28 protein-coding genes are annotated in these 25,469 nt (G+C 58.9%); 12 read left to right on the top strand and 16 right to left on the bottom strand.

Annotated elements, in window-relative coordinates; all coding sequences use genetic code 11:
• Nucleotides 1–790 precede the first annotated feature (790 nt).
• Nucleotides 791–1,003, top strand: coding sequence for a DUF3565 domain-containing protein (locus VEJ16_01970; GenBank protein ID HYB08420.1), 213 nt, complete (start codon nucleotides 791–793; stop codon nucleotides 1,001–1,003).
• A gap of 143 nt (nucleotides 1,004–1,146) precedes the next feature.
• On the opposite strand, the gene VEJ16_01965 is transcribed toward VEJ16_01970, so the two are convergent.
• From VEJ16_01965 to VEJ16_01935, 7 genes are all read right to left on the bottom strand, one after another.
• Entirely contained in the window at nucleotides 1,147–1,884 is a 738-nt protein-coding gene (locus VEJ16_01965) for a hypothetical protein (protein HYB08419.1), read from the bottom strand.
• Between the two features lie 540 nt (nucleotides 1,885–2,424).
• The gene (gene phnC, locus VEJ16_01960; GenBank protein HYB08418.1) at nucleotides 2,425–3,234 is read right to left on the bottom strand and encodes a phosphonate ABC transporter ATP-binding protein; all 810 of its coding nucleotides are present in this window, start codon (nucleotides 3,232–3,234) and stop codon (nucleotides 2,425–2,427) included.
• 2 nt (nucleotides 3,235–3,236) lie between these two features.
• Nucleotides 3,237–4,100 carry a phosphonate ABC transporter, permease protein PhnE gene (phnE, locus tag VEJ16_01955; GenBank protein ID HYB08417.1) on the bottom strand — a complete coding sequence of 288 codons (864 nt, stop codon included), beginning with the start codon at nucleotides 4,098–4,100 and terminating at the stop codon, nucleotides 3,237–3,239.
• Nucleotides 4,101–4,107: 7 nt separating this feature from the next.
• On the bottom strand, nucleotides 4,108–4,983 hold the full coding sequence (locus tag VEJ16_01950; protein HYB08416.1) for a phosphate/phosphite/phosphonate ABC transporter substrate-binding protein: 876 nt from the start codon (nucleotides 4,981–4,983) through the stop codon (nucleotides 4,108–4,110).
• 514 nt (nucleotides 4,984–5,497) lie between these two features.
• Nucleotides 5,498–5,674, bottom strand: coding sequence for a hypothetical protein (locus tag VEJ16_01945; protein HYB08415.1), 177 nt, complete (start codon nucleotides 5,672–5,674; stop codon nucleotides 5,498–5,500).
• Nucleotides 5,675–5,952: 278 nt separating this feature from the next.
• Nucleotides 5,953–6,918, bottom strand: coding sequence for an MlaD family protein (locus tag VEJ16_01940; GenBank protein ID HYB08414.1), 966 nt, complete (start codon nucleotides 6,916–6,918; stop codon nucleotides 5,953–5,955).
• A 1,214-nt stretch (nucleotides 6,919–8,132) separates the two neighbouring features.
• Nucleotides 8,133–9,059, bottom strand: coding sequence for a class I SAM-dependent methyltransferase (locus VEJ16_01935; protein ID HYB08413.1), 927 nt, complete (start codon nucleotides 9,057–9,059; stop codon nucleotides 8,133–8,135).
• 445 nt (nucleotides 9,060–9,504) lie between these two features.
• Here VEJ16_01935 and VEJ16_01930 point away from each other — a divergent pair, with 445 nt between their 5' ends.
• Nucleotides 9,505–9,768 (top strand): hypothetical protein, encoded by a 264-nt coding sequence (locus tag VEJ16_01930; GenBank protein ID HYB08412.1) that lies wholly within the window; start codon nucleotides 9,505–9,507, stop codon nucleotides 9,766–9,768.
• A gap of 79 nt (nucleotides 9,769–9,847) precedes the next feature.
• Here VEJ16_01930 and VEJ16_01925 read toward each other — a convergent pair whose 3' ends face one another.
• Nucleotides 9,848–10,126: a hypothetical protein gene (locus VEJ16_01925; protein ID HYB08411.1), complete on the bottom strand. Its 279-nt coding sequence runs from the start codon at nucleotides 10,124–10,126 to the stop codon at nucleotides 9,848–9,850.
• Between the two features lie 166 nt (nucleotides 10,127–10,292).
• Between VEJ16_01925 and VEJ16_01920 the strand changes: the two genes are divergently transcribed.
• The gene (locus VEJ16_01920) at nucleotides 10,293–10,964 is read left to right on the top strand and encodes a dienelactone hydrolase family protein (GenBank protein ID HYB08410.1); all 672 of its coding nucleotides are present in this window, start codon (nucleotides 10,293–10,295) and stop codon (nucleotides 10,962–10,964) included.
• A 429-nt stretch (nucleotides 10,965–11,393) separates the two neighbouring features.
• On the opposite strand, the gene VEJ16_01915 is transcribed toward VEJ16_01920, so the two are convergent.
• From VEJ16_01915 to VEJ16_01900, 4 genes are all read right to left on the bottom strand, one after another.
• Complete coding sequence (locus VEJ16_01915; protein ID HYB08409.1) at nucleotides 11,394–11,633, bottom strand: hypothetical protein; 240 nt, start codon at nucleotides 11,631–11,633, stop codon at nucleotides 11,394–11,396.
• A 574-nt stretch (nucleotides 11,634–12,207) separates the two neighbouring features.
• The gene (locus VEJ16_01910; protein ID HYB08408.1) at nucleotides 12,208–12,423 is read right to left on the bottom strand and encodes a hypothetical protein; all 216 of its coding nucleotides are present in this window, start codon (nucleotides 12,421–12,423) and stop codon (nucleotides 12,208–12,210) included.
• A gap of 298 nt (nucleotides 12,424–12,721) precedes the next feature.
• Nucleotides 12,722–13,108, bottom strand: a complete 387-nt coding sequence (locus VEJ16_01905) for a DoxX family protein (GenBank protein ID HYB08407.1) — start codon at nucleotides 13,106–13,108, stop codon at nucleotides 12,722–12,724.
• A 714-nt stretch (nucleotides 13,109–13,822) separates the two neighbouring features.
• Entirely contained in the window at nucleotides 13,823–14,074 is a 252-nt protein-coding gene (locus VEJ16_01900; GenBank protein HYB08406.1) for a hypothetical protein, read from the bottom strand.
• 617 nt (nucleotides 14,075–14,691) lie between these two features.
• Between VEJ16_01900 and VEJ16_01895 the strand changes: the two genes are divergently transcribed.
• A complete protein-coding gene (locus VEJ16_01895; GenBank protein HYB08405.1) occupies nucleotides 14,692–14,925 on the top strand; it encodes a hypothetical protein in 234 nt (77 codons plus the stop codon).
• A gap of 301 nt (nucleotides 14,926–15,226) precedes the next feature.
• On the opposite strand, the gene VEJ16_01890 is transcribed toward VEJ16_01895, so the two are convergent.
• Nucleotides 15,227–15,397, bottom strand: coding sequence for a hypothetical protein (locus tag VEJ16_01890; GenBank protein HYB08404.1), 171 nt, complete (start codon nucleotides 15,395–15,397; stop codon nucleotides 15,227–15,229).
• A 385-nt stretch (nucleotides 15,398–15,782) separates the two neighbouring features.
• Here VEJ16_01890 and VEJ16_01885 point away from each other — a divergent pair, with 385 nt between their 5' ends.
• From VEJ16_01885 to VEJ16_01860, 6 genes are all read left to right on the top strand, one after another.
• Nucleotides 15,783–16,907, top strand: coding sequence for a glycosyl hydrolase (locus VEJ16_01885; protein HYB08403.1), 1,125 nt, complete (start codon nucleotides 15,783–15,785; stop codon nucleotides 16,905–16,907).
• A gap of 73 nt (nucleotides 16,908–16,980) precedes the next feature.
• Nucleotides 16,981–17,238, top strand: coding sequence for a MoaD/ThiS family protein (locus VEJ16_01880; protein HYB08402.1), 258 nt, complete (start codon nucleotides 16,981–16,983; stop codon nucleotides 17,236–17,238).
• 9 nt (nucleotides 17,239–17,247) lie between these two features.
• Nucleotides 17,248–17,643: a phospholipid-binding protein gene (locus VEJ16_01875; GenBank protein HYB08401.1), complete on the top strand. Its 396-nt coding sequence runs from the start codon at nucleotides 17,248–17,250 to the stop codon at nucleotides 17,641–17,643.
• A 127-nt stretch (nucleotides 17,644–17,770) separates the two neighbouring features.
• On the top strand, nucleotides 17,771–18,316 hold the full coding sequence (locus VEJ16_01870; GenBank protein ID HYB08400.1) for an ACT domain-containing protein: 546 nt from the start codon (nucleotides 17,771–17,773) through the stop codon (nucleotides 18,314–18,316).
• Between the two features lie 305 nt (nucleotides 18,317–18,621).
• The gene (locus tag VEJ16_01865; protein HYB08399.1) at nucleotides 18,622–19,089 is read left to right on the top strand and encodes a PilZ domain-containing protein; all 468 of its coding nucleotides are present in this window, start codon (nucleotides 18,622–18,624) and stop codon (nucleotides 19,087–19,089) included.
• A 162-nt stretch (nucleotides 19,090–19,251) separates the two neighbouring features.
• Nucleotides 19,252–19,488, top strand: coding sequence for a hypothetical protein (locus VEJ16_01860; protein ID HYB08398.1), 237 nt, complete (start codon nucleotides 19,252–19,254; stop codon nucleotides 19,486–19,488).
• Between the two features lie 138 nt (nucleotides 19,489–19,626).
• On the opposite strand, the gene VEJ16_01855 is transcribed toward VEJ16_01860, so the two are convergent.
• Both VEJ16_01855 and VEJ16_01850 read right to left on the bottom strand, forming a co-directional pair.
• Nucleotides 19,627–19,785: a Flp family type IVb pilin gene (locus VEJ16_01855; GenBank protein ID HYB08397.1), complete on the bottom strand. Its 159-nt coding sequence runs from the start codon at nucleotides 19,783–19,785 to the stop codon at nucleotides 19,627–19,629.
• 254 nt (nucleotides 19,786–20,039) lie between these two features.
• Nucleotides 20,040–21,536, bottom strand: coding sequence for a D-aminoacylase (locus tag VEJ16_01850; GenBank protein ID HYB08396.1), 1,497 nt, complete (start codon nucleotides 21,534–21,536; stop codon nucleotides 20,040–20,042).
• 341 nt (nucleotides 21,537–21,877) lie between these two features.
• On the opposite strand from VEJ16_01850, the gene VEJ16_01845 reads away from it, so the two are divergent.
• A complete protein-coding gene (locus tag VEJ16_01845; protein ID HYB08395.1) occupies nucleotides 21,878–22,171 on the top strand; it encodes a hypothetical protein in 294 nt (97 codons plus the stop codon).
• Nucleotides 22,172–22,198: 27 nt separating this feature from the next.
• Here the strand turns inward: VEJ16_01845 and VEJ16_01840 are convergent, their stop codons facing one another.
• Nucleotides 22,199–22,564: a 2TM domain-containing protein gene (locus tag VEJ16_01840; GenBank protein ID HYB08394.1), complete on the bottom strand. Its 366-nt coding sequence runs from the start codon at nucleotides 22,562–22,564 to the stop codon at nucleotides 22,199–22,201.
• Between the two features lie 676 nt (nucleotides 22,565–23,240).
• On the opposite strand from VEJ16_01840, the gene VEJ16_01835 reads away from it, so the two are divergent.
• On the top strand, nucleotides 23,241–25,469 hold the full coding sequence (locus VEJ16_01835; GenBank protein ID HYB08393.1) for a tetratricopeptide repeat protein: 2,229 nt from the start codon (nucleotides 23,241–23,243) through the stop codon (nucleotides 25,467–25,469).

Below are 25,469 nucleotides of genomic sequence, written 5' to 3'. Positions count from 1 at the left end.
TGCATTTGGGACAGCGTGCTGTCCCCGACCGATTTGAGACCATCGAGGCTGACGATCGCGTCCGCCGCCAATGCAGCACCCATGCTTCCAAGCCCAAAGGCCACCGCAGTTACAAGGACCATCATGACCTTCATTTCACTCTCCCTGTCGAGCCGTTTGACGATTAGCTCGTCGCTTTACCGACGGAAAGGGTCGCTCGCCGGCGGGAGGAAATGAGCCAGCCGCGACCCGTTGACTTCGTGCGCGAAAGTAATCGATGCATTCGTCGCAATGTTCGTCATTACCGATTGACTTGTTTTATATCCCTGTTGCTTTGCCCGAGGTGTTCGCCCGACACGCTTTGCTCCCCAGTCGAGCAGGGCACGGCCACTGCAGCACGATCCGCCGCACGACCGGTAACCTTAACAAGCAATGGTCATGCCAGGGGATATGAACCTAAATTACTGATCCTTAACACAAATTTACGGGCATATTCGTAAGGCTCGCGTGCATGAAACGAACCCAAACAATCTTTTGGGCATTGGTAAAATTTGCCAAAGGGTTAGAGGTGTATCGCGAGCGGCTCGCGATTTACACTTTGCGCAAGAGGGCTGTCATACGTGATGTCCAAAATTGTAATTATTCGGTAAGTCACTGCAGCGCACTCCAAAGAAATCCGCGCTCGGCGAAAGCTGATCGTGAGCGCCTCCGCAGCCGGGGACTTCTCGCGGGGCCATCGTGGTCGATGACCGGGAGTTGCCTGGGTGAGACTGAGAGGCGACGGTCGATGGGCATTGAAGGTTTGGACGGGATACCGCGTCGCATCGTCGGTTTTCACCGCGACAGCGATGGTCACTGGGTCGCCGAACTTGACTGTGGCCATAGCCAGCATGTGCGCCATAACCCGCCATTCCGCCTCCGTCCCTGGGTACTGACCGAAGCCGGGCGCCGAGGCAGACTCGGTGCAACACTGCATTGTCGGGCATGCTCGAAATTGGGCACCGTCAAGCGTGGCAAAAACTGAACCGTCAGGCATCCAGATGCAGTCGGCACTTGGCGGCCTCTAGCATCGTCATGCAGACGGATCAGTCAGTGACGGGCTTTGTGCCGGCGATTTTGGGAGGCGTTGGCCGGCGAACCGAAGTCCGCCGGCCGCTGCCACGAGGCTTAGTGCGCAAAAGTAATCGAGGCGTTGGCTGCGATGTTGGTCATCGAAGCCGAGTTGTTCACAAGGCCTGAGCTTGCGCTCAGGTTCGAAACGCCCGCGGTGTTGGTGAGGGCCATGGAAATAGCGCCGGTTGCAAATGTTGCACCGCCGCCGCCGCCGCCAGACCCACCATCGCCACCAACTGCAGAGTTATCACCGCCAGCCGCAGTCGAGATGCCGCCGGTCGATGATGCGCCACCGCCGTTGTTGCTTCCGGCGTTACCGCCTGTCCCACCACCAGCATGGGCCGAACCGCCCTTGGCATGCTGATGGATGCCGTTACCAGCTGTGCCGGAGTTGTTGTTCGACGCGTTGCCGCCGGTTGACGAGCTGTTCGCGTCACCGCCAACACCAACCGCGAACCCGCCGAAGGCAGCACTGCCGCCAGCATGGGAATGGGCATTGGCACCCGACGCATGGGCCTTGCCGCCATTGCCGTCACCCCCGTCACCACCGTAGCCCGTGATGTAGACTGGGCTGTCGGTGTTTATCTGCGACAAGGTTTGGGTCGCCGTCACCGTCGTGGTGATGGTATTGGTCGTCGTCGTGGTCTTGGTGATGTCACCCATGAACCCGGCCGAAGCCGAGACAACGCTGTTGGTGATATTGGCACTCTCGAACGGATTGGCCGACGCCGTCGAGCCGAAGGCGACGGCCAGGCTAAACGCGGAAATTCCCGCGAAAAGAACCTTACGCATCGTGTTCTCCTTCCACATTGAACGCGTGTGATTGATTGACGGACCTCTTTCTTTGCGGGAGGTGTGCGCTCGACGCGACATAGAATCTCGCCGGGCGACGCAGGGCAGGCACGACAAAATCGCTCGTGTCGCCATGAAAATTCGTGCAACGGTTGTGCCAGAATAATTTGCGTTTAATTGATTGATTTTTATAAACTATTTAGCTAGCGCACTTGACGCATCCGTCTGGTTGAAACAGATTCAATTACCCATTCGGGTATTAGTCACCTATTTCAATACTTTTGCCGTGTATCAGCGGCGGTTCACCATTTACACTTTTTGCGATAAAATTCGGTCGCATAGGGCTTTCTAGCGTGTGGGTATCTCGCAAATTCTCACATGCAGCTGAAAGCCGCGGGACGACCAGCAGATCGCGAGCCTAACTAGGGCGGACGGTCGGGGATGTTGCCGCGGCTTCCACGAATGACCCATAAGAGGCACGTGAACAGTCATGCATCGGATAATCGCCCATACGCGCAAGAATTCCATTGATTCGTACCGTCAATCAACGGCCGTGAGCGGGTCTGCCGGGCGTTCGTAGAGGCGCGAGTAAGCGGCTTCGTCGAATTGATCGGCGGCTACGGCAAAGACAACCCGACTGTTCGAAAGGCCGATAATGCGGTCCGCATATGATCGCGCAAAGTGCACTTGGTGAAGGCTACAGACAACCGCAACTCCCTCGGAGCGCGCGGTCGTCCGAAGCAGAGACATCACTCCCTCCGCGGCATGCGGGTCGAGGCTCGCGACCGGCTCGTCGGCGAGAATGATACTCGGCTGTTGCGCGAGCGCGCGCGCAATCGCTACCCGTTGTTGTTGGCCGCCCGAGAGCATGTCCGCCCTTTGCGTCGCTTGGCCAAGCAAACCCACGCGGTCGAGGCATTCGAGTGCGAGGAGTCGATCCGACTGATCGAACCGGCGCAACCATCCACGCCAGGCGGGCACATAGCCGAGCCGGCCAGCGAGCACATTTTCCAGTGCTGTAAGTCTGCTCACCAGATTGAACTGCTGGAAAATGACGGCAATGCGCCGCCGGCTGCTCCGGTTCGATCGAGGCGCGTCATCCGCGTCAAGCCGCACGGTCCCACTGTCGGGCGGACGCAATCCGGCGATGCAGCGAAATAGCGTCGTCTTTCCGGCGCCGCTTGGCCCGAGGATGGCCACGAATTCGTTCTCGAACGCCGAAAAACTCACGTCGGTGAGGGCGGCGCGCGTGTTGAAGCTTTTGGTTAGGCCTTGGACGATAAGCCGAGGTGCCCGAGAGGCGTCGCTCGGGCTCGCCCGCGCCCACTTGGTGCTGGCCTCGACCGGCATGTCTAGACCAGTCGCCGGCGTAGCCAACCCGAGAGCTGGTCGAGCGCGGTAACGACAACGAGTATGACGGCGATAATTGTGAACAAGCGCGCGAAGTCGAGGAGGTCCATGCTGTTCTTCAACTCCTGCCCAATGCCGCCGGCGCCGACGACCCCTAGCACGGTAGACGCGCGCACATTGAATTCCCACCAGAAGAGCGTCGTCGAGAGCATAACCGGCATTTGGTCGGGCAATAAAGCGTATGCGATGGCCGTCAGTCGGCTGGCGCCCGTCGTCCGCACGGCGTCGAAGGCGCCAAGATTGGCATTTTCAATGTTGTCAGCGAAGAATTTCGCGGTGCTGCCCCAGGTATGAAGCGCAATTCCAAGTACTCCGGCGAAGGGCCCGAGCCCCACAGCGGCGACGAACAACAATGCGAACACAAAGGAATCGATACCGCGCAGCGCGTTGAGGAACCATCTCGTCGGATGGTAAAGCACGGGCAGGGGCGTAATGTTGCGGCTGGCGAGCACCGCCATCGGCAATGCAAGTATTGTGGCCAATGTCGTGCCGATCGCCGCCATAGCCACGGTTTCAGCGGTGCGCTGCAGGAAGAGCGGCAGCTCGTCCACTTTCGGCGGCCAAGCTTGCGCGATCCAGCGCCCAAGCTTAGGTATCCCGCTCGCGAGCTTGCCGGGGTCGATCTGCGCGAGGTGCCCGGCGACTAGATAGAAGCCGATCACCGCCACAACAATGAACCAGAAGCGCAGGCGGGCGGCGGTGACGCCGCTTTCACGCTTCGTCAGCTCGTCGAGCATGTGTTGTGCGGGGCTTATGCTTTTGGCATCAGCCGGTAACGCGAGCCCGCTACGGCCGGCTTCGTTCATCACCCGGCTACGCTTTCGCCTTGATCTTGCCGACAGCGATGCCCGCTTTCTCGATCATCGCATAGTCCGCATGCGTCGCGGCAACGAAGCCGGTGTAGCGGGGAGGGAGCAACGCCTTGGCTTGCTCCGGCGTGACTGACGTTAGGATCCGTTGCACCTGCGCCATTAGTTCTTTCGATGCGTCAGACGGAAGCGCGATGGCATCGTTCGGCAACGGATCCGATGTCCACACGATCTTGTTCGAGTCCGCCTTCACGTTCCCAGCGGCGATCATTGCGTTGCGGTTGCGGTCGAAGTCCGTCGCCAGATCCACCTGCCCGGCACTGACGGCGATCTCGTGCGATGCGTGGGTCGAGCCTTCGCTGTAGGTCCAGAAAGTTTTTGGGTCGATCTTCCATACCTCCTTGGCGTAGTAGGTCGGGATCAACCACCCCGAGGTCGAGCCGACATCCGCGAATGCAATCGACTTGCCTTTGGTGCTGTCCGGGAATGCGCCGACTTCCAGCTCGGGGCGTGCGATTATGATCGCGTAATAGATCGGTTTGTCGTCGTATTTTACAGTGGCGACAGCTTGGCAATTGGTTGCGTTGTTCGCGATGATGTAACCCCATGGTCCCATCCAGGCGACGTCCACTTGCTGGCCGCCCATGGCCACCGCCAAGCCCGCCCAGTCGGTGGTCGCAGCCAAGTCGTAGTCGACGCCGAGTTCGGTCGCGAGATGCGCGAAAATCGGCGTGAAGGCCTTCTTGGTATCCTCCGGTGTCGGCAAAAGCGGTCCCACCGCAAAGCGCATTCGCTTGGTTTGGGCAATCGCCGGCCTGAAGATCGCCGCCGCGGTAAGTCCCGCCGATGCGGCGAGAAACCTTCGCCTATTCGTGCTCATAACGATGACTCCCTCGTTTCCACTTTGGACATAACGATAACCGCCCTGGCCAATGATTGGACTTGTCTAAAATGCGCTGCAAGCGCTTACGCAAGGAAAGCGCAAGGAGTCCGCAGACGAGATCACCGGCATCTCACTCGTCGACAATTCCAGCTTGCCGGGAAATAGGGCGCTCGGAATGTTCATTGGGCCACGACGCAGGTCGAATCTGGCATTTCGCGGATGAGTGACCGATCCACCGACTTAGGCGTAAAGAGTATCGTCGTTCACGATTGCCAGCAAGCGCCGAGCCGTCGATTTGGCTCCCGGGCGGGCCCTGGTGTTCGACGCCATCCGGAAAGCGGATCTCGCAACGTCTATCTGTGCGCGTGGCCACCAAAATCCTGACCGCGTGGGTCGCGCACTGGCCGAACAATTTATGTTGGCTCCGGGAGACCGTAACCGGCTTGATTGCTCCTAACGGCGAAAACTTCGATAACCGAGGCGCGACCTCAGGACCGGAGCGTTCACGGGATCAGCTTTCAGGAGCAATCGGCCCTTCTCGGTGGACAAGTCTAGTGTCCTGCCACAGCTCGACGCCGAACCCTTCGTATCCTCGCTGGCGGATCAGGGAAGCGACTCTCGCGATTGCCGTGCCGTCACCGGTAACGTCGAAGGCGTCAGATTTGGTGAGCGCTTGGGAGAAATCCATGAAAAAGCATCGATAGTGGGCCATGGCCGTTACCTATGGTTCTCGACTGTTTGAGGGCATGTGAGCACGAAAGCCACGGTCATGTATGTGAGATGGGTCACACGCCGCACTTCGAGAAATTGAGCGAACTGATTTGGGAGGGAGCCCCGCCCAGCATGGCAGGGGGATGAATGGGGATTTTTGGCAGTTGTTCCCGCAAAATACAGCGTTTTGCGCGGGCACCTGCAGTGCTTGGTTTGACGCTTATCGGTGTCGACCGCTCTGCGAAAGCAGCGCGCTCAACGTTCGGGAACCCCTTGCTGATCGCTGCCGAACAGATAGCGCCCACCTTCGGCGTCGAACTTGTCAACAACGCGCGTCACTTCTTCAATCATCCTGCGCCCTTCGAGTATGAACTGGCTCGCTTCAGGGAGGTCCCGATTGGTCAGATCCTTGAACTCGGGGCGGTCCCCCGAAATTGCGGCCTCCAGTTCATCCGATACCCGCGTGATCGACTGCGACATGCGATGCAAGTCGTCAGCGACCTGATCAATCTGGCCATTCGCGCGGTCGGCCTGTCCTGCCACCGAATCCACCATTGGGCCAACGTCGGTATTCGCGTTCGTGATCAGGGTGTCGAGGGAGACGGACATGTCCCTGAGCCCGTGAACGGTCGCGGCGGCATCGTCAATCGCGGCCCGGATTTGCTTATCGTTTGCCGCCATGGCCCCCGTCGTCGACCTGATGTCATCAAGCTTGTTGGAGATCGCCTCGAGATTGCGATCGTTCAGAGATCGCTCCGTGCTGACGAGGAACTGCGATACCGATTGGACGAGGTTTTCAAATGACGAATGATGGGACCTGATGATCGCGACCGGAAAGCCCGGCAAAGGCTTGAGCAAGGGTGATTCCTCAAGACCACCCGATAGCTCGACAACGGCGAGGCCGGTAACCAAATTTGCGCTAACCGACGCTTCGGTGTCTTGCTTGATTGGCGTGCCGGTCTCGATGTGCATCGCCACTTCAATCTGCGATGAATTGTTCGGATCGATATTCAGTCCTGTGACGCTCCCGACCCGCATTCCGCGATAGCGCACAATGCTGCCAACTTCCAGACCGGTGACCGAGCCCGTGAAGTACGCTCGATATTCCGTGTACGCCACGCTTGTGGCGCCACCCGTGAGCCATATCACAAAAAAGAAAATTCCAACTGTGAGCGTCGCGACGAACCCGGCAACGATCAAATAATTGGCTTTGAGTTCCATGTGAGATCCCAAAACAAGAGCCCACCGGTAGCGGCCCTTGATTGCGAACGCGCCAGGGCGACCCCCGCATCGCGCTTATTCTAGCCCGATTTTTCGATAGGATGCGACTTTACGAGCTTAATTGATTTTCGCGACGAGACCGTCGCTCGCGGCCGTGGCAAAAGCAATAGCGGGTAAAGCGAGGTTGGCGGACCGACTCGGGGTTTAGCCACTTTTGTTCAGGAGGGGTTCGCAGCGATCGCAAACGCGCCGTGCTTTTTCCGCCTCCGTCATAAGGGCAACGCTACAGTAACCGCAGATGTGCTGCTGTTCTATGGCGCTGCAAATGACTTTCTTGGCGGCATCGATCTGACGCTCTCTCTCCTCTTCCATGGCGAATACCCTCTCGCGAATCGCTTCTTTGTTAATAATTATAACCTTTACGCGATTCCGCCAATGTGAATTTCCCGAGTCGCGCTATTTTGTGATGCGGATAGTGCCGTTGGATACCCGGCCATCCCAGTCCGGCTCGAAGGTCGCGCTCAAGATGTTCTATATATGTTCCATTTTCGCGGGTCTGTGCTAAAGAAACCCGACGCCGAAGCAGGGTATCGACGACACGGGGCAAAAGAGGGGGAAGTCGTGCGCAAACTATGCCTCATCCTCATGATTTTCCTCTCTGGCCCAGCAGACGCCGCAAGTGAAGCCGCCCCTACCGGCTACGGGGCAATGACCTGCACTCAGTTCGCCAATGCAATTCGCGCGGTTCCTGCCGTAGAGGATCAGTTCTTCACATGGGCGCAGGGTTTTATGAGCGGCCTCAATTTCGCAAGCTCGGATGGGAGACAAGGGATGAGGAACCTGACGGCGACCGAAGTTAATGCTCAGCAAGAACGGATACGCCATTACTGTGACGAACACAGGTTTGGCAATTACCTTGAGGCGGTCCTCGACCTCTACAATTCTCTCCCTCCAAATTCGGAGTGACAAACCAGCACGCAGCATTCCGGGGCCGCGCTCCCGTACACAAAAGAAAACCCCACCGAAGCGTGCCCCGACGAAGGCCACGACAGCTGACCGAAGCGTGGGGTGTTCCTTGCCCGAGATCGGCATTCGGACGAATAGGCGAACGTCTTGTGCGAACGCCGTGGCTGCGGCCGCGATCGCGCGCTCTTGCTGCGGCGCAGGCCAACCCGTCGTGCTCGCAGTGGGGAAGGCGGGCACGCCGTGTGCGGTTAGCGCTTATCGCTTTTTCTCAACACGAGGTTGTAGTGCGTGAATAGAGGCTTCAACCACTGCGGAATGCGCCTGTCCAGGGAGAGAAGACGATCGCCTAACTTCATGTTTGGCAACGTGCGATAGTACGTGAGTTGCACTCTCGCAAAGTCGCGCTTCCCGAATTGTCGTAAGAGCGCGGCAGGGACGGTTATGCGCTCGTGACCCCAGGGATGACCATCGACGGAAGCGATCGTGGTCGTTCCACGGACCCTCAGCAGGTTGAGCTGCAAAAGAGGATTCCACGCGTTGGCTTCCGAGATGACCAGCCAACCGCCCGCCCGCACCAGTTCGGCGGTCTTCCGAAGAACCTCCGCCCGCGGCTCGAGGTGATGAAATGCCTGTTCCATATAGACAATGTCGAACGGTCCCAGGCCATCTGTAGACAAAATGGACATCTTTCGGAAATCGCACGCAAGTTCCCGGCCGCTCGCCTTCTGTAACCACTCCTTACGCTCCTGAGCCGCCTTGAGAAGGTCGTCCGCGATATCAATTCCGACAACCTCTGCGCCACGCATTGCAGCCCAAAGCGACTCTGTGCCGCAACCGCATCCAACTTCGAGAACGGTTGGGTGAGAAAGCGAGTGTATGAGATTCGTCAACTCTTCGGTTTGTCGGGAATACCAGTGCTTAACGTAAAGTCCGAAATTCCGCTTATAGCTGGCGTAATAGCGATCCAACACCGCCTGACTTTCTGCCGACAGTACGTCGTTCGTCAGCCAAAATTCGAGGAAATCTCCAATGTTATTCGCATTCAACGGAGCCGGTACGCTCATGGACGACAGGTCCTGATCCCCGCACAGATTAAGACAGTTTTGGGCATAGCGCCGCCGCAGTCCACATCTTCCGCCGCAGGCTCTTCCAATTCGATAGTTAACTTTAGCCAAGCAACAAGCTTCAAGCGCGTCACGCGGTAGGCCCGCCGCACACCGGTACGGGCCGACCGCACGCGGATGATTAGCGTGCCATGTAATCTCGCGTTCCCCCAGGCGAGATGGTTTGCCGTGGCAGCCTCGACTATTTTGAAGCCAGCCTACCTGACCCGTGAGAGGATCGAGGTGGGGCTGGCAGGGTCGAACGGCCGCGGAAGGCATGGCGGCTTGCGCGGGGCGAGCGAGGGCGGGTGCAAAGCATCTTGGACCAGTTGCCGGGGAAGGTCTCCGGCATCAGCGGCCGTGCTTAAAGTCGACGCCCTGGGACTGTCTCAACGAGCACAAGACAAAATTGCGGACGCGATCGCCATCTACCCGCGTATTTTTCACCTTCGTGGACACCGTTGGGGACGGGCGATCTTCGGCATTTATGTAATTAAATCAAACGAGAGAGGTTCGAGTGCGCGGACGCCAAGCCATCTCTGCCGTGCTCCTGGCAGCCGCCCTCTTGCTGCCGGCGTGCGGTGGCGTGCAACCAAATCCCGACGAGGCGGCATGGTGGGACGGGTGCCAGGCGGGACGCGCGAGGGCGGACAATGCTCTGAGCCCCGATGAGCCGAAGGACGATGAGCGTTACGCCTCGCAGGCGGAATATCGCCAAGCGTGGGATGACGGCTTTTCACTGTGCTTCAGCCGGAGGAGCCTTCAAACCGTCGGGCGTTGATCCCAACGCTTTGGCCAACGATGTGCTGCGCTCGTATTCGATGGTTGGGCGATCATGATAGGCGACGGGTGCCGCGTGCCTACTGGGACGTATAACCTCTTTGCGCCATGCAGTCTTGGTAGACGTCGGCTTGCTCGTCCGTAAGACCGAGCGGACCACTGGTGGCGGGGTCCACGACGAAATTGTAATTGCCGGACTGAGCGACACAGTCCTTCTCGTCGCCGGTAACGTCGTCCTGCGTGGCGCCTTCCTTGGCCCAGGTGATTTTCGGTGGATTGCACGCGGAGACGCTAAGCAACACCAACAGCAGGACGCCAGCGCTCCACTTGCCAACCGCGGCCCATGGGCAGATGTTCATCGGCAGACACCCTCGGCGAGCATTCACACCGCATATAACCTGAATCAGAGGCTTTGCCAACTCGTGCCCCGTGTTGTGCCGAAGGACGCCGAACAGCGTTTTCGGGCAGCACCAGCGCGTGTAAGCTGTTGGTACGCGCGCCGACGCGCGGCATGGGGAGGCGGTTATGGGAACCACGATCACATTCAAGCAACCGGATGGGGGCAAGGCGACCGGGTATCTCGCCAAGACGGCTCATGCTAATGCACCTGGCGTCGTCGTCATTCAGGAATGGTGGGGCGTTCAGGATCAAATCAAAGGCATCTGCGATCGTTTTGCCGCCGCTGGCTATGAGGCGCTTGCTCCGGATCTCTATGCGGGCACTGCGGTGCCTTATCACGACACCGAAGCCGCGAACCGCGAAATGAGCTCGCTTAATTTCATCGAGGCGACCGACCAGGCGGTGCGCGGTGCGGCGCAATTTCTCAAGATCACGGCACCCCGGGTCGGCCTCACCGGGTTCTGTTTGGGGGGAGCGATCACTGTGCTTGGGGCGGTGCGCATTCCCGAGTTCGCGGCAGCCGTCTGCTTCTACGGATTACCACCAGCGAACGCGGCCAGTCCCGCCAATGTTCGCGTTCCACTGCAAGGACACTTCGCAAACGACGACGACTGGTGCACGCCAAAATTGGTCGACGAATTTGAATCGGGATTGAAGAAGGCGGGCAAGTCCGCGGAGATTTTCCGCTATGACGCCAAGCACGGCTTCATGAACGAGCAACGCGTCGATGCGCATGATCGGCGGGCCGCCGAAAATGCATGGGATCGCACGCTTTCGTTCTGGCAAAAGCATCTCTAGCACTTGCGGCGTAGACTCGTTGGATTGGCACGACGGCCTGCAAGTGCAGAGTCGGCTCAACCGATTGCATCGGAGCTGGACCTACACTCACGAGTTGCGCCGATCGAGCCGATGGAGTGCCTCACGGAGGATCTCCGAGCGACACGGAGGATAATCCCCCGGCGACAAAGCTGACGGCAGGCGAGGGGACGCGCGAGCCCGGCTTGCCGTTTCCCCTGCTGCGGCTTCTTCGTCGATCGAACCACGGTGACATCAGAGTCAGTACGTATATCGGTCGCGTCGAAGTTGCTGTAGCGTATTTCTAAGCATCCTGTGAGCCGGGCCTGCATGGTTACCCTTACATGCCCCCGGCATCCTTTAGCCTCGCCGGTCGCCTCCCGGCGGGGCTTTTCCTTTGTTGCGTTGAATATTCATTCTCGGTCGTGGCCGTCACGGCGAAGCGAAACCCCATTTTCCCATGCAATCGCTCATCGCCTTTTCGCCAGTGACGTTGGCCGCAATGGAGCTCGATTTGACTGCGGCTACATTTGCGGCGCGATACCTCGCGCACGTCTCCGTCGCGATATCGTGCCGCAACTCGTAGTCCGTTGGATACAACCAGATGGACAAGACGCCGAAGACGATCCCGGCAATCACCGTCACCAGGATCGTAAGCCCCCATTCGCGCATGGCCCGACCGCAAAAGTTAGGTTTGCATAGCTCCCGAACGTTAGGCTCCGCCCACAAGACCAGGCTTGTCTATAAGGGAAATCCCCTATCGCGCACCGGCTCTTCTCACGAACCGAAAATGGGTTTGAGCGCTTGTTCCACTTGCCCGTCAAGGCAATCGGCAGGATTGTCGGCCGGGATTGGGCAATGGGCAAAAGAAAACCCCGCCGGAGCGGGGTAAAGTGACCATCTCACATCGCCAATTTTGCCCCAGGAATTTGAGATTGGGGGGGCGCAAAAGTATCGTCCGCCAAGACTTTGGAGGCGGGAAAGCTTGGGACTGCTCGCTTTTGGATTACCCACAGCGAGGTGGAAATGCGGCGGTTCGAAAGAGAGATGGGTCAAGGCGAGGAAAAAGGCTTTCCACATAATTACAATGCAGCGATGAAGTGCCAGGTGGTCGCGGTACCGTCGCGGTCGTGGTGAAAGAGTTCGGGGATTTGGGTCGCGCACGATAGATCACGGAATCGTCGAAGACGCAGTTCAACATCCGAAAATCCGAGTACCCCACGAGGTGTTGCCTGGGCTTTCGCGGTCAGATTTCCTTGGCAATGATCACGTCATATAGTGCGTCCGCATCGGACCGATCCGCCGGCGCGCTCGCGATCCCTTTCACAATAGCCCGAACCATGCGGGTATCGATCGGAAGCTCGATCACCTCGCCAATCACCGGCGTGCGCCGCTGCGATGTCCATACATCGCGAGTCTCGCGCTCACCGCTCTTATGTATCAGCATCACGCGGTAGGGCATGATAGCCTTTGGCAATCAGCCACAGCCGGCAAGACGGGTCGCGGAAAGCTGTCACCCTACCAGGAATACGGCTTCAGTGAAAAAAGAAAAGCCCCGCCGGTTCCTTGCGGGGCCACGGCGGGGCTTAGTCGCTGGGCGCGCGGACATGGCAGGCGCGCCCGGGATCCTCGTTGGCTGAGGGTCCATCCGTAGTTACGCCACAGACGGCAATGTCCTGCGGTCCGATTCGCCTGCCGCGATATACGTCGCTAAGAAAGGCGAGGTTGGCGTTTCGCAGACGGATCCGCGGAGGACGTCCCTATTTTCTGGCGCCGTCGAGGCTCAAAGCGCCTGCGCCCGTGACGGCGAGGGTGAGGAAAATAAAGCAATACAGGATCGCCGCGTCGCCCCCGTTCACGACCGGAAAAAAATTCTTCGGCGCGTGCGCCATGAAGTAGGCAACCGCCATGTCGCCGCACAGAACGAACGCAACCGGGCGAGTAAAGAGCCCGAGTGCGATCAAAAGACCGCCACCGAACTCCAAAATAGCTTGAAACCACCCCAGCGACAAAAATCCCGGACCGGCATTCGGTGTCGCCGGGAAGCCGAAGAGTTTCGCAGATCCGTGCTCGAGAAAAAGCAATCCCGTCATTATGCGAAGCGCCGCTTGGGCGAAGCGGGCCGACCGGGCTTCGGTCAAGTTCATCGTCATTGCATCTGATCTCCCTTAGGCGGCCGATGGCGGCGCTCACCCCAGTTTGAGAGCCAAGCGACCTTACCACATCCGGTGTGCGCTTGCGGTTGAGCTTCCCGCGAGAAAATTTATTCCCCACTCATGTGGCGAATACGAATTTCGCCATATTTGGGGGGCGGACCGGGAGCGAATTTCGGATTCACAGCCACACCAGTCATATGTCGTATCTCTTGTGGTATTCGGATTTGAAGTTCCAAAACGCAAATGCCAGCAAAATTTAGGAACTTCAAATCCACCGCACAGGCGCACGAATATCGCGCATTCAGCACAATGCTGCTCCCGCCGAATGGACGGCATGGCGTGAAATACCGATATTGATCGGCGAACCTCCGCTTGGACTAAGGAATGCGATAATTTGTGACTATGTTGGGACGAAATGCCGTGCAACGCCCTTTCGAGGTCACGAAAAAGAAACACCCCGCGCGAGGCGGGGTGAGTGAAAGTTCGAGGCATTTTCGAACACCCCGTTGACCATGGGAGGAAAGACGGGGTAACCGCACCTCGAACACAGGGGACACTTAGTTGGGTCCCCTAATCAAAAAAACGGCTCGACAGGATATGTTAACCAAAGGATACACGATATCCGCAATTGGTAGGGAATAGCAGCTAATCGGGATTAGACCTTGGGGTAATCGCGCTCGCGAGGCCTGCGCTATTTCGCTGAAATTACTTGTGTTTTCGTGTCTTGGATTGACTCGGCGAAAGCGAAAGGTTGTGATCGGCCAATATCGCCTCGAGGCGCGCCAGGTTGCCAGGACCAATACCCGGCATGCTAAGCAATTCCTTGCGGGTCAGGCGGGCGAGCTGGTCGAGCCGGGTGATGCGCTCTTTGGTAATCAGCCACCCGAGCGCGCGGCGCGAAAATCGCCCTGTTTCGATAAGCCGTTCCAGGCTCAAGCTATCGTCGCCGCGCCCCATCGTCCTTCGAAGCTCCGTTTTCCGCCCGTGGTTCGGACCCCGCGCGAAACCGGCTCGTCCGGTTCCGCGATTTCCTCTCAATACCCCTCGCAAAAATTAACTATTTGCGTTAACCGTTTTGCGAGTATTAGTGCAAGGCATTATCGCGAATCGGGCTTATCGCAAGAAGGTCGCGAAAGACAACGTGGGCTTTCTTTCGGACTACTCAACTCGCGCGGAACGTCGCCGAACCTCGACCAGGCCAGCAAATTATGAGTTGAGTTGCGTGCGCGTGCGCCTATCGTTAGCATGACAATCTTTTGCTTGTGAACGGCAGATCGAGCGGTGCGATCGGTGTCGTCATTGTCGGAAGGCCCGCCAGGCATCGTAATATAATGCAAAAGCGACCGGTCTCGTTGTCGCGGTCGCGACAAAAATTTGCGCGCAACCGTGGCGTGAGATGTCGATGCCGGCTTCTGGGACGATGTCAAATTTTTTGGATTTTGACATTGTCCAAAAGGGGTAGCGGTCGCTGCCGCGAAGGTAGATACGCCAATCGCAACGTTGACACGGCAACAATCGCGAATAGCCTTCTCGACGTTTTACTAAACACGAAGGCAGCGTATTCGGGGGCGGCGATGGCCGATCGTGGATCGATTCAGGAATACTATCTGAAGCTCAAACTCAAGGATTCGGCGGGTTATCGTCATATCGGCCGCACGGTCAGGCGCGGGCCGATCGCGCCTGGATGCGAGTTGCCCTTCACTTATTCGGGGCGCGAGGGACTCGCGATTGTCCGCGGCATCCAATCGCCAATGGCAAGTCATCCCGATCTGGTCGCACTGCCGGTTATCCACGCGGATGAGTTGTAAAAGGCGCGTGCGGTCGAGACCCTCGAACGGCGAATCCGACGCCCTAACTGAGTGCGAGACCGGGAGCGAATTTCGGATTCAAAGGCGCACAATGCATCTATTGTATCTCGTGCGGTCTTCGGAATTGATGATCGCAAATGTGGCTGCCGCCAAAAACATTGGAACTACAAATCCGCCACGCTAGGTTTCTCCCACTCATGCGGTCGAGAGAACGGTATCGGCCGTTGAGGATTTTCGTATCCCGCTTCAATCCACCCGGAACGACGTCGTAAAAAGTAGTCGGTCTGCTGAGCGCGGAAACTTAGAAGAGCTGGCCGAGCAAAGCCGCATATTGCGGGAAGAGTGTCGCACCAATGAGCGACAGGGCTGCGACCAGGCCAAATGCAACGACCCCAGACTCGACTTTGCTCGTTGCGAAATCGTCGTTCGCGGCAACCCATTCTTCGTTTCGATATATGGTTTGCGAGATCACGGTGGACCCTCCCTTGTGCCTATCTTGCTCCGCACGATGGGGAACCCTAGACCGTGAAAGAATCCCGGACAGTGATCGAAATCACACACGAGCATGAAAGGATGTCACTTCAACCGGCATGATCTGCCAGGCGTTGTCGCCTCTTGCTTTCCGGATTAGGCTATCGGCGATGAGGGGTCGCGCGACGAATCGAGTTCGGATAACAGATTCCGCTCCGCGCAGCGCATGTCGACGGATGCGCGTATTTCCGCGCAATGCCCACCGCACCGGCCCAATTTATATGTTGGAAAAGGAGTGAGTGATGGCGCGCACGACGAAGAAACCTGCTCCCGCACCACGACGAACGAGCGCGCGAGCGCGCCGCACGGCGCAACGATCGCGTAAGGTGCGATTAAGCCTCCTCGTCGCCACGCGCAAGGGCGCCTGGCTCTTCCACGGCGACCACGCGCGAAAGAGCTGGCGGGCCAATGGACCGCACTTTCTCGGCCATATTGTCAGTCACCTCGTGCTCGATCCGCGCGATGGACGAACCCTCTTGGCAGCCGCCAAGACCGGCCATCTCGGCCCGACCGTCTTTCGTTCGGCCGATTGGGGCCGCACCTGGACAGAGGCACGGCGCCCGCCCGCCTTCCCGAAAGCGCCCGAGGGGGAGAAGGGTCGCGTCGTCGATCACACCTTTTGGCTTACCCCGGGCCACGCAAGCGAACCCAATGTATGGTATGCCGGAACCTCGCCCCAAGGCCTCTTCCGCTCCGACGATGGCGGCGTCACGTGGGAATCCCAATCGGGCTTCAACGAAGACCCGACTTTCAAGTCGCGGGCAGGCGGCCCGCAAGATGGCACGCCCGACGGACCGAAGCTTCACTCGATAATTGTCGATCCCCGCAATCGCAATCACCTCTACCTCGCCATGTCGGGCGGGGGTGTTCATGAATCGATCAATGGCGGAAAGAGCTGGACGCCGATCATTCATGGACTCGAGGTCGTCGAAGGGTTCGACGCATCTAACTTCGCCTTCCACGATCCCCATTGCGTGCGCCTTTGCCCGAGCAATCCCGATCGCCTCTACCAACAGAACCACTGCGGGATTTACCGGCTCGACCGTCCGTCAAAGGTATGGGTGCGGATCGGAAAGAACATGCCGAAACGCGTCGGCGATATCGGTTTTCCGCTCGTCATACACCCGCGCGACGCCGATACCGCTTGGGTGTTCCCAATGGACGGTACGAGTGTTTGGCCGCGGACGAGTCCGGCAGGCGCTCCCTCTTCGTACGTCACCCGAAATGGCGGCAAGAGTTGGCGTCGCCTCGACGCGGGGCTGCCGAAGAGCCAGGCATGGTGGACGGTGAAGCGCCAGGCCATGTCCGGCGACTCCCGCGATCCCGTCGGGCTTTACTTCGGTACGACGAGCGGCGAACTTTGGATGAGCCGGAACGAAGGAGAGCGCTGGACTCGCATCGTGGAACACCTTCCCGAGATCTATGCCGTGGAGATTGCGGACGTATCTTGAGAGTGCGATTGCTTTCGCACGATGCGACCAAGGCCTCTTACGACACCGGGGCGCACTTGAGATCGAAACCACCATGAAGGTCCTGATACCGAGCGCCTTGCGCTCTTACACAAAAGCAATGAACGTGGAGGCGGCGGGTGCGACCATCGGCCAACTGCTCGCCGACCTCGACCGTCAATATCCCGGCCTTCGGTTTCGCATGATCGACGAGCAGGATAGGATGCGTCCGCACATGCGCTTTTTCGTGAATGGTGTTCAAACGTTCGACATGGCGCGCGCACTTTCTCCAGCCGACGAAGTGCAGATCGTGCAGGCGCTGAGTGGGGGGTGAGGTGACGTCATGCGGAATTGGGCGTGCGCGGCGGCGGCGGTGCTGGTCTGCTTGACGGTGGATGCCGCACTTCTATCGGCGGCCGGATTCTTGGTTGATTTTACGTGGGAGGGGACCGCATCCTGCTTCGATCCCCAGTCGCCGCCCTTCACTTTGAGTGGCGTCCCCGATGGAACCAAATCGCTCAATTTCGAGATGAAGGATCTCGATGCGCCGAACTATCCTCACGGCGGAGGCACCCTTCCGTATAGCGGTCAATCCGAGGTCAAGCGTGGCGCCTTCTCCTATCGAGGTCCGTGCCCGCCGAGCGGGCAGCATTCCTACCAATGGACGATCAAAGCCCTCGACGATTCTGGAAACGCGCTCGCCGTGGCGCATGTGATGAAGAAATTCCCGCCACGCTAATTTTATTTTAGCCGCGTCGACAAAATTGGATCGTTCGAACGCGTTCGCTCCGCATCGTTCGACCCGTCTTGTGTTAGGATTTGGACAGGGAAGCTCGATTCGTCTGCGCGGCAATCGGGGGCGATCAATGGCAGCATCGATCATATTCACGGCGATCGGCTCGGATCGCCCCGGCTTGGTTCGTGCATTATCGGAAAAAGTGGCGGCCTCCGGCGGCAACTGGCTCGAAAGCCGGATGGCGCACTTGGCGGGGCAGTTCGCCGGAATCGTTCTGGTGAGCGTTCCCGAGCCGGATGCCGAAGCGCTCATCACCTCGCTACGGGAGCTCGAAACGCTGGGCCTCCATTTGACTATCGAACGCGGCTTGAACGAAGTGATGCCGCCGACGCCCAATAGCTTCAAGCTTGAGGTCATGGGGCACGATCACCCTGGGATCGTCCGAGACATCGCCCGCGCACTCGAGGATCGCGGCGTCAATATCGAAGAGTTGGCGACCGAGATCGTCAAGGGTTCGTGGTCCGGCACGAGCCTCTTTCGCGCCACGGCGCTCTTGCGCACGCCGGGTGAGTTGAAAATTGCCGAGCTGAGGGACGTTCTCGAGCGGCTTGCCGGGGATTTGACGGTCGAGATTTCACTCGACGATGTGCCGAAGTCCGCGGGCACGGAGAGTTAGCGTGGTGAATCCGAAATTCGCTAAAGCTCGGTGCGGGACCGTGAGCGAATTTCGGATTCAAAGCCACACTCGGTAACGATCCGGCTCGCCATCGCGGCAAAAGATGCCGCGGACGGCGTTACACGAGGAGCGTATATGTACCGAGCCGGAAAAAATATTAACCACGCATTTGCCGCTAGACCCTTGACGCAGCTGGATTAACCGGCCGGGCACGATTGTTGCTATGTTAGGAATGGAATGGGCGCAATAAGTCGCTTGTGCGGATCGGAAATCGGTTAATTCCGTGCGGCGACGTGGAGAATGACATGCTTGCATCGACCGTAAATCAAACAGCCGGCAAGCGGCTTACCGAAAGTTCGATGGACGGGCAGGACGTGGCCGACTTGGTTGCCGAAGCGGTTCGTTCGGTCGAGCCGAACATTACCGCAGCCGCGGCGCACGCGATTGCGAATGGCGTTCTTGTGGCGTTTGCAAGTGCAGGGCTCGGCATCGTCGATGCGGCAGGGCGGACAATCGTTCGCGAGTATTCGACCCATGAGAAACGACGTCAGCAACGCGACCGCGTGTTGAGGCACGCGCGTATCATTTACAGCGCCAGCAGTTGCACCATGGACTGCATCGTCATGGATCTCTCCGAAGGAGGGGCCAGGATCAAGCCGTCCGATATGCTGTTGTGCCCCGAAGAGTTCACGCTTCGCGTACCGTTCGGCGGGTCGCGGGACTGCGAGGTCGTGTGGCGCAAAAACACCGAGGTCGGTGTTCGCTTCATGTGAGTGCCGCGGCCACCTCGAGTGGCAAATTCGAAATTCGCCCTCTCCGGGTGCCGGACCGTGAGCGAGTTTCGGGTTCAAAAGCCACACAAGCTTCTCGCGGACGTGCTGTCCTAAGGCGCCATCTCCGCTAATATTCCACGATCGGTAGGGCTGGAGGCGGCCATGGCGTTCATGATGCGGATCTGCGCATTGACGGAGCGAAATTCCGGCGGCGGCAACCCATATCGCTACATGGTCGGACGTATCAACGACGAGATGCGCGTGATTTTGATGCCTGATCGCACCGGAGTGGCTGGGGCGGAACCACGGTGGGTGCTTTATTTCGCGCCTTCGGCGCATGGCGTCGCTGGGGCAGAAGCCGAAGCACCGTTCGACGAGAATTCCAGCCCGGCGCTGTGACCGATCGATCCGCGGTAAGGATTTCCCGCAACGCATCGAATCGAAGAAGCGAGGCTAAAGCGCCGCCATTTCGGCAGCACTTTAGCCTAATCGGACAAGACTTGCGCGGCGGCGCATGACCGCCCAAACACCCCTCGGTCAGAGGTTGTTGGCGACGTTGGTGAACGTCGTGGTGAGATTGGTGCCGACGGTGGCCATTACCCCGACGGCGGCAATCGATATGAGTGCTGCAATCAATCCATATTCGACCGCCGTGGCCCCGGCGTCGTCGCGCAAGAGACGTTGGAGAAAACCAATCATCGTGGCACCCCTTCGCATGAAAGCAAGCTGTAAGAAAATAAGTAGGGGAGCGTTAAAAAATTACTAATGGCATAATAAAAAATGAAAAACGCTGGCCGTATTATTGTCTTTATAAAATATTAGAAAAATAAAAAATGGATTTTTTTAAATTTTTTCCTTCACGCTGTTTGCGTCGTTATTGGATCAGCACGGCGAGTCCATTTTGGCCACGCACTTCCGTCGGGCCGGATGGGCGGTGTGGATATCTCGGCTTATCCTTGCGTGCTCGGCGATGGCTCGGCCCCCATTGCGCCGAGGTCCGCGAGACGAAGCGCTTTGCCGGGGCGCGCACCGGTTGGTTTTCCATCCTCCCAAACGATGCGGCCGTTGACGATGACCAGGCCGATGCCGGCCGACGCCGTTTTGGGCTGTTCGAAGTTCGCCAGATCATTAACGGTCTTGGGGTCGAACAGGACCAAGTCCGCGTAGTAGCCGGGTTCCAGCCGGCCTCGATTTTTCAGTCCAAACCTAGCGCAGGGGAGGCTGGTCATGCGTCGAACCGCTTCCTCGAGCGAAAACAAGCCGACGTCGCGCGCATAGTGGCCGAGGACGCGGGGAAAGGTTCCCCAGAGACGCGGATGCGGGTGTTCGTCGTGAGGAAGGCCATCGGAGCCGATCATCGTGTGGGGGTAACTGAGTACGCGGCGCACATCCGCCTCGCTCATCACGAAATAAATGGCGCCGGCCGGCTGCAGCTTGGCCGCGGCCACCGCCATGCTGCAGCCCATCTTCTCGGCGATCGCCGCGAGGTCCTGCCCGTTAAATTCAGGGTGGGCGCGCGACCACGTCACGATGACCTTGGTAGCGCCCTCAAGGCGGCTCGCGTCAAGTATGGTCGAGCTTGCGATATAGGGATAAACGTCGAGGCCGATCGGCTGCTGCCCGCGCGCCTTTTCGATCCGCGCCAAGGTTTCGCTGGTGCGGCCGTGATTTGGTCGGCCGACGACCTTGTGGTGGGAGATGACGACGGGCACCTCTGCCGCGCGTCCGATCCTGAAAGTTTCTTCCAACGCATCGAACACGCCCTCCGCCTCATCGCGCATGTGGGTCGTGTGGATTGCTCCAAACTCCTTGAGGGGACGGGAAATTTCGATGATTTCCTCAGTCGGCGCGGAAACCGCGGGCGCGTACCAGAGGCCGGTCGATAAGCCAATGGCGCCGGCTTCAAGTGCACGCTCCAATTTGACCCGCATGGCTTTGATTTCCTTAGCACTCGCCGGTCTTTCGAGGTTATCCATCGTCGCGACCCGCAACGTCGAATGGCCGACTTGGCACGCAGCGTTAAGGGCCGGGGGATCGCGGTCGAGTGCCGCGAGGTAATCCCCGAAGTGCGCGAAAAACTGACCGCCGGCTTCGGCGATGAGGTCGAGCGGGCGAGGGGGGCGGCCATCGATCTTGAGAGGGGCGAGGCTCACGCCGCAATTGCCGGTCACGACTGTCGTGACCCCCTGGCTAACCTTGCAGCTCATCAGCGGGTCGCTCAACAAGGCGCGATCGTCATGGGTATGCGCGTCGATAAATCCTGGGGAGAGTGCCTTGCCATTCGCATCGATCTGGCGAGCCCCCTTGACGTCGGCGAGGCAGCCGACGGCGACGATGCGCGCGTCCTTTATCGCGAGATCGCCCCGCCGGGAGGGGGCTCCTGTACCGTCGATCAAGTCTGCGTTGCGAATGATGAGGTCGGATGCTTGGACGTCGATGGCTGTCATTGAAGGGCACTTTCGGTTGCTCGAAAATTCACGCGTTCACGAGTAAGTCTCGCTTGCGGCTGAAGCCTGTCCACGGAAGCATTGCGTCGCAACGTCGGCAAGGCGGTTACCACGCCGGCTTGAGTGCTACGGCGCAAGATGGCATGGCTTTTACGTCCTCAAGTAAAAAGGCAGAATTACAATGTAACAGATTGAAAACAGTATTTGGATACCCCGTAAAGATTACGGACTGAGGGCGTCGGTAATGCGGCGAAGTCACAGCCATGTCACAACTTTTTGGAGATCGAGGTTTTCTAATTGGATCTCATCAAAACTTCGGTCGATCGAATCGGGGGACGTCAATGAAAAAATCCGAACGGGAGCGGGCGCGGCTCGTTTTAATGCCGTCGCTGAAGCGGGGCTGGATGCGCGAAGGGCTTCCCGCCGCCGAGGTTCAGGCGGGGCAAGTTTACTGCAAGACGGATATGCTGGCGTCGAACTGGGTCGTGATCGCGACGCTGGACGACGACGCAGGCGTGCGACACGTGCGCCTGCGCAATATCGCGGACACTTCGAGCGAGAAGCTTATTGCCGAAAACGTCCTCAAGAACCCGAAATTCTTCCGACGCGTCGGCGGCGTGCGCCTGCATGCCTGAGTAGCCGACGGCCAGTTCCCCCCGAAATCAATAACGTCGCCCGCGCGAACGCGCCCGTTGTTGTTCGATCAGCTCCTGCACTTTGCGCGCCTCCCAGTCTCGGCTCGACCAGGGCAGAAGCTCATAGGTGTAGGCGGCGTGGAGCCCGATGAACAGGCCCCACCCGAGCAGGATCTGGTAAAACCAGGGATCTCCCGGTGTCGACACATCGATCAACAAGATAATGAAGTTGACGATCACGTAGATCGAGAGGTGCGTGTAGAATAGTCGCAGCACCTTCACCCGACGCCAAGCCCACTGCTCGATCTCGGCCTCTTGCGCGGCTTCGCGCACGCTGATCCCCGGTTGCAACTCAACCGGTTCGCTCCCAGTCCCCCTGACGCGCTGCTGCATGTCCGCTTTCCGACCCCCCGGTATGGTGGGATTAAAGTTCCTAGTATGGTGGATTTGAATTTACTAGCATTTTGGCGCCATCCGCGTTTGGGAACTTCAAACCCGATTACCACACTAGAGACAATATATTCCTGGTGTGACTTTGAATCCGAAATTCGGTCACGCTCTCGCACCCAGTGTAGCGAATTTCGGATTCGCCGCACAGCATGGCTGGGGCGATCAATGGTCAAGACGTAGCGTTATAATTCACCGATTTCAAGATGATGTCCCCGGCCTTTGCCAGAAAGAGCATCGGTGCGAAAGCTGTGGGTGACGCCGGGCAGTCGACCCGAGCCCGCACCAATTCGGATTGAAGCCCGCCGGACGTGTGGTGTCGCCCCGGATGAATGATCGTGCATCGATTACTGCGAATTTCCAAAAAGCGCTGCAAATTCGTGCGAAACATTTTTCTCGACTCGAAATGATTTTATTGAATTTCGGTTCGGAATTACTAATTTCGTATTTTAGATTCATTTTTCTATAATTGTAGTTTCTTGAGGGAATTTCCAAAACCCTTCGATTCCGCCATTCGTTACCAATAAATTTACCGATATATAGGGCGTGTTATTTACTTTCCGGTAAGAGCTCGGCGCTACCCTCTCGGGTCGAAGGTGTGGCAATGACCGGGCGTTTTCCCATGAATGTAAGAAGGTTTAAGCGGATAGCGTTGCTCGGAACGGCGCTTTGCGCATTGATGCTGGGCGGCTGCTCGTCCTTCGACGATCCGCAAGGGGCCGGCGAAATCGCCGGTCGGGCAGCACAGGGTACGACGCCCGGCAACGTGACGGCGGCGACCTTGATGAGCATTGCCGACAAGACGCGGGCTTCGGGCGACCTCGGCTCTGCGATCGGCTTTTACCGCCGGGCCATTTCGCTCGATCCGACCCAGCCCAAGGCTTACGTGGCCCTTGCCGACACGCTCAATATGGCCCGCGCGCCGAATGAAGCCATCGAGGCGGTCCGTGCGGGGCTTGCGGTGGCGCCGAACGATCCCGAGCTTTTGCGCGCGTTTGGTTTCACGCTTCTGTCGCTCAATCAGCCCGCTGGGGCGATCGAGCAATTCCAGAGGTCCTTGGTTGGCGCAAAGGATGCCAGCGCCTATGACGGCCTCGGCGTTGCCCAGGACCTTCTCGGCGACTACAAATCGGCTGATGTGTCCTACCGCGCAGGTTTGGCGCTAAGCCCGACGGACCTCAATTTGCGGAACAATCTCGGTCTGTCTCAGGCACTTGCGGGAAATTACGACACGGCGATCGACACCTTGCACGTGGCCGCCACGGACGGTGCGGCTGGCCCGCGCCAGCGCCTGAACCTCGCTCTCGTCCTCGGTCTCGCGGGCAAGACAGACGAGGCAGCCCAGATCGCGCGCATCGACCTCGATGAGCGCTCCGTGCGCAGCAACGTCGCATATTATCTCCAGCTCCGGGCGTTACCCCCGGAATTGAGGGCGCAGGCGATACTCAACCCCGGTGTCAAAGCCATACCGACCCCGCAAGCCCCGGCAAACAACACTATTTCGGCTCTTCCGAGCGACGGGGAGCCAGTGGCCTCGGCTGAAACGACGACACCGACGGTCGAGGCAGCGCCGACGGCAACCAAGCCGGCCAAAGCTGTCTCGCCATTTAGCCCCAGCGCGAGCTTTTCGCCGGAACTGATTGAAAAGCTGAGCTCAATCCCCGTCCAGTCCGTGACATCGCAGCCGCTTCCAACCCTCCCCGCAGCGGCCCCGACCGTTGAGGCGACGGCACCCCCGCCAAAGGCCGCAGCGGTTGACGCGCTGCCTTCCAACGAGATATCAACGCTGACCGCGGACACGCACGATTCGGCGGCGGACGATCGTCCGGCAGCATCCCTCGCGGACCAGGAGCCCGCGAAACCGCTCGCTTCAGCATCCGCGCCAATCAAAATCGAGGGTGCGCCAGCATCCGCGGCCGGTGCGCCCAGCCGGGAAAAGGCGTCCGAGGCACTGCGCGATACCCTGGACGGCGTGCAGTACTTGGCCGACTCCGCGGAATTGGAGGAAATTGAGCCTTCGACCGACGTAGTACTCGCAGAAAACGCCCTCGCGGCCACACCGCATATCTGGCCGATCGAGGAGCCCATTCCCGTCCCGCCGCCCGCGGCTCAGGCGGCTCCCGCCGAGATGCCGATTCCCGTTCTCAAGCCCACGGCGGATGCTACCTCCGCTCGGGAGCCCACCCCCGTTCAGCCCTCCGTCGCGCAAGCGATCCCGGTTCAGGGTTCGACATCCTCCTTTTCTTCGACCGACGTGCTCGCCGCTGCGGCGGACGCCGCCTTGGCATACGAGATCGAGTCGTCGGCCGGCATTGAAAATGCGCATTCCACGGCGGTGGCCGAGATGGCTCCCGCCGACAGGGAACACGCCGACGTGGCATTCCGGGAAGAAGTTGTCACCGAAAAACTCGTTGGAGACAGCGCCCCAACCCAAATCTCGTCGGCTGAGCAAGGTTCGGCTGACACGGAAAAGCTAGACCTCGCGCCGGACAGTCACCGCGCGGGCGATCTTGAGCCCGTAGCCTCGGCAACCGATGCCCCCGCGGCGGAAATCTCGGCAGCGGAAGCGACCCCCGAGCTTGCGATACGAAGCGACGTGACCGGCCGGTGGATTCAACTCGGCGCATTGCGTGACGAGACCACCGCCGAGCTGTCCTGGGACCGGCTCTTGCGCCACAACGACGATCTCTTGAAAAGCGTCGGCCACGCGGTCCGGCGCACCGACCTCGGACCGGACCGGGGGATCTATTTTCGCCTCCGCGCCGGGCCGTTCAACTCGATCGAGGACGCCCGCAACACTTGCGCAAGCCTCAAATCGCGCAAGGTCGCCTGCTTCGTCGTGGCGATCTGA

The sequence above is a fragment of the Alphaproteobacteria bacterium genome (assembly GCA_035625915.1).
Taxonomy (GTDB): domain Bacteria; phylum Pseudomonadota; class Alphaproteobacteria; order JACZXZ01; family JACZXZ01; genus DATDHA01.
This window is presented reverse-complemented; position numbering and strand designations above follow the sequence as displayed.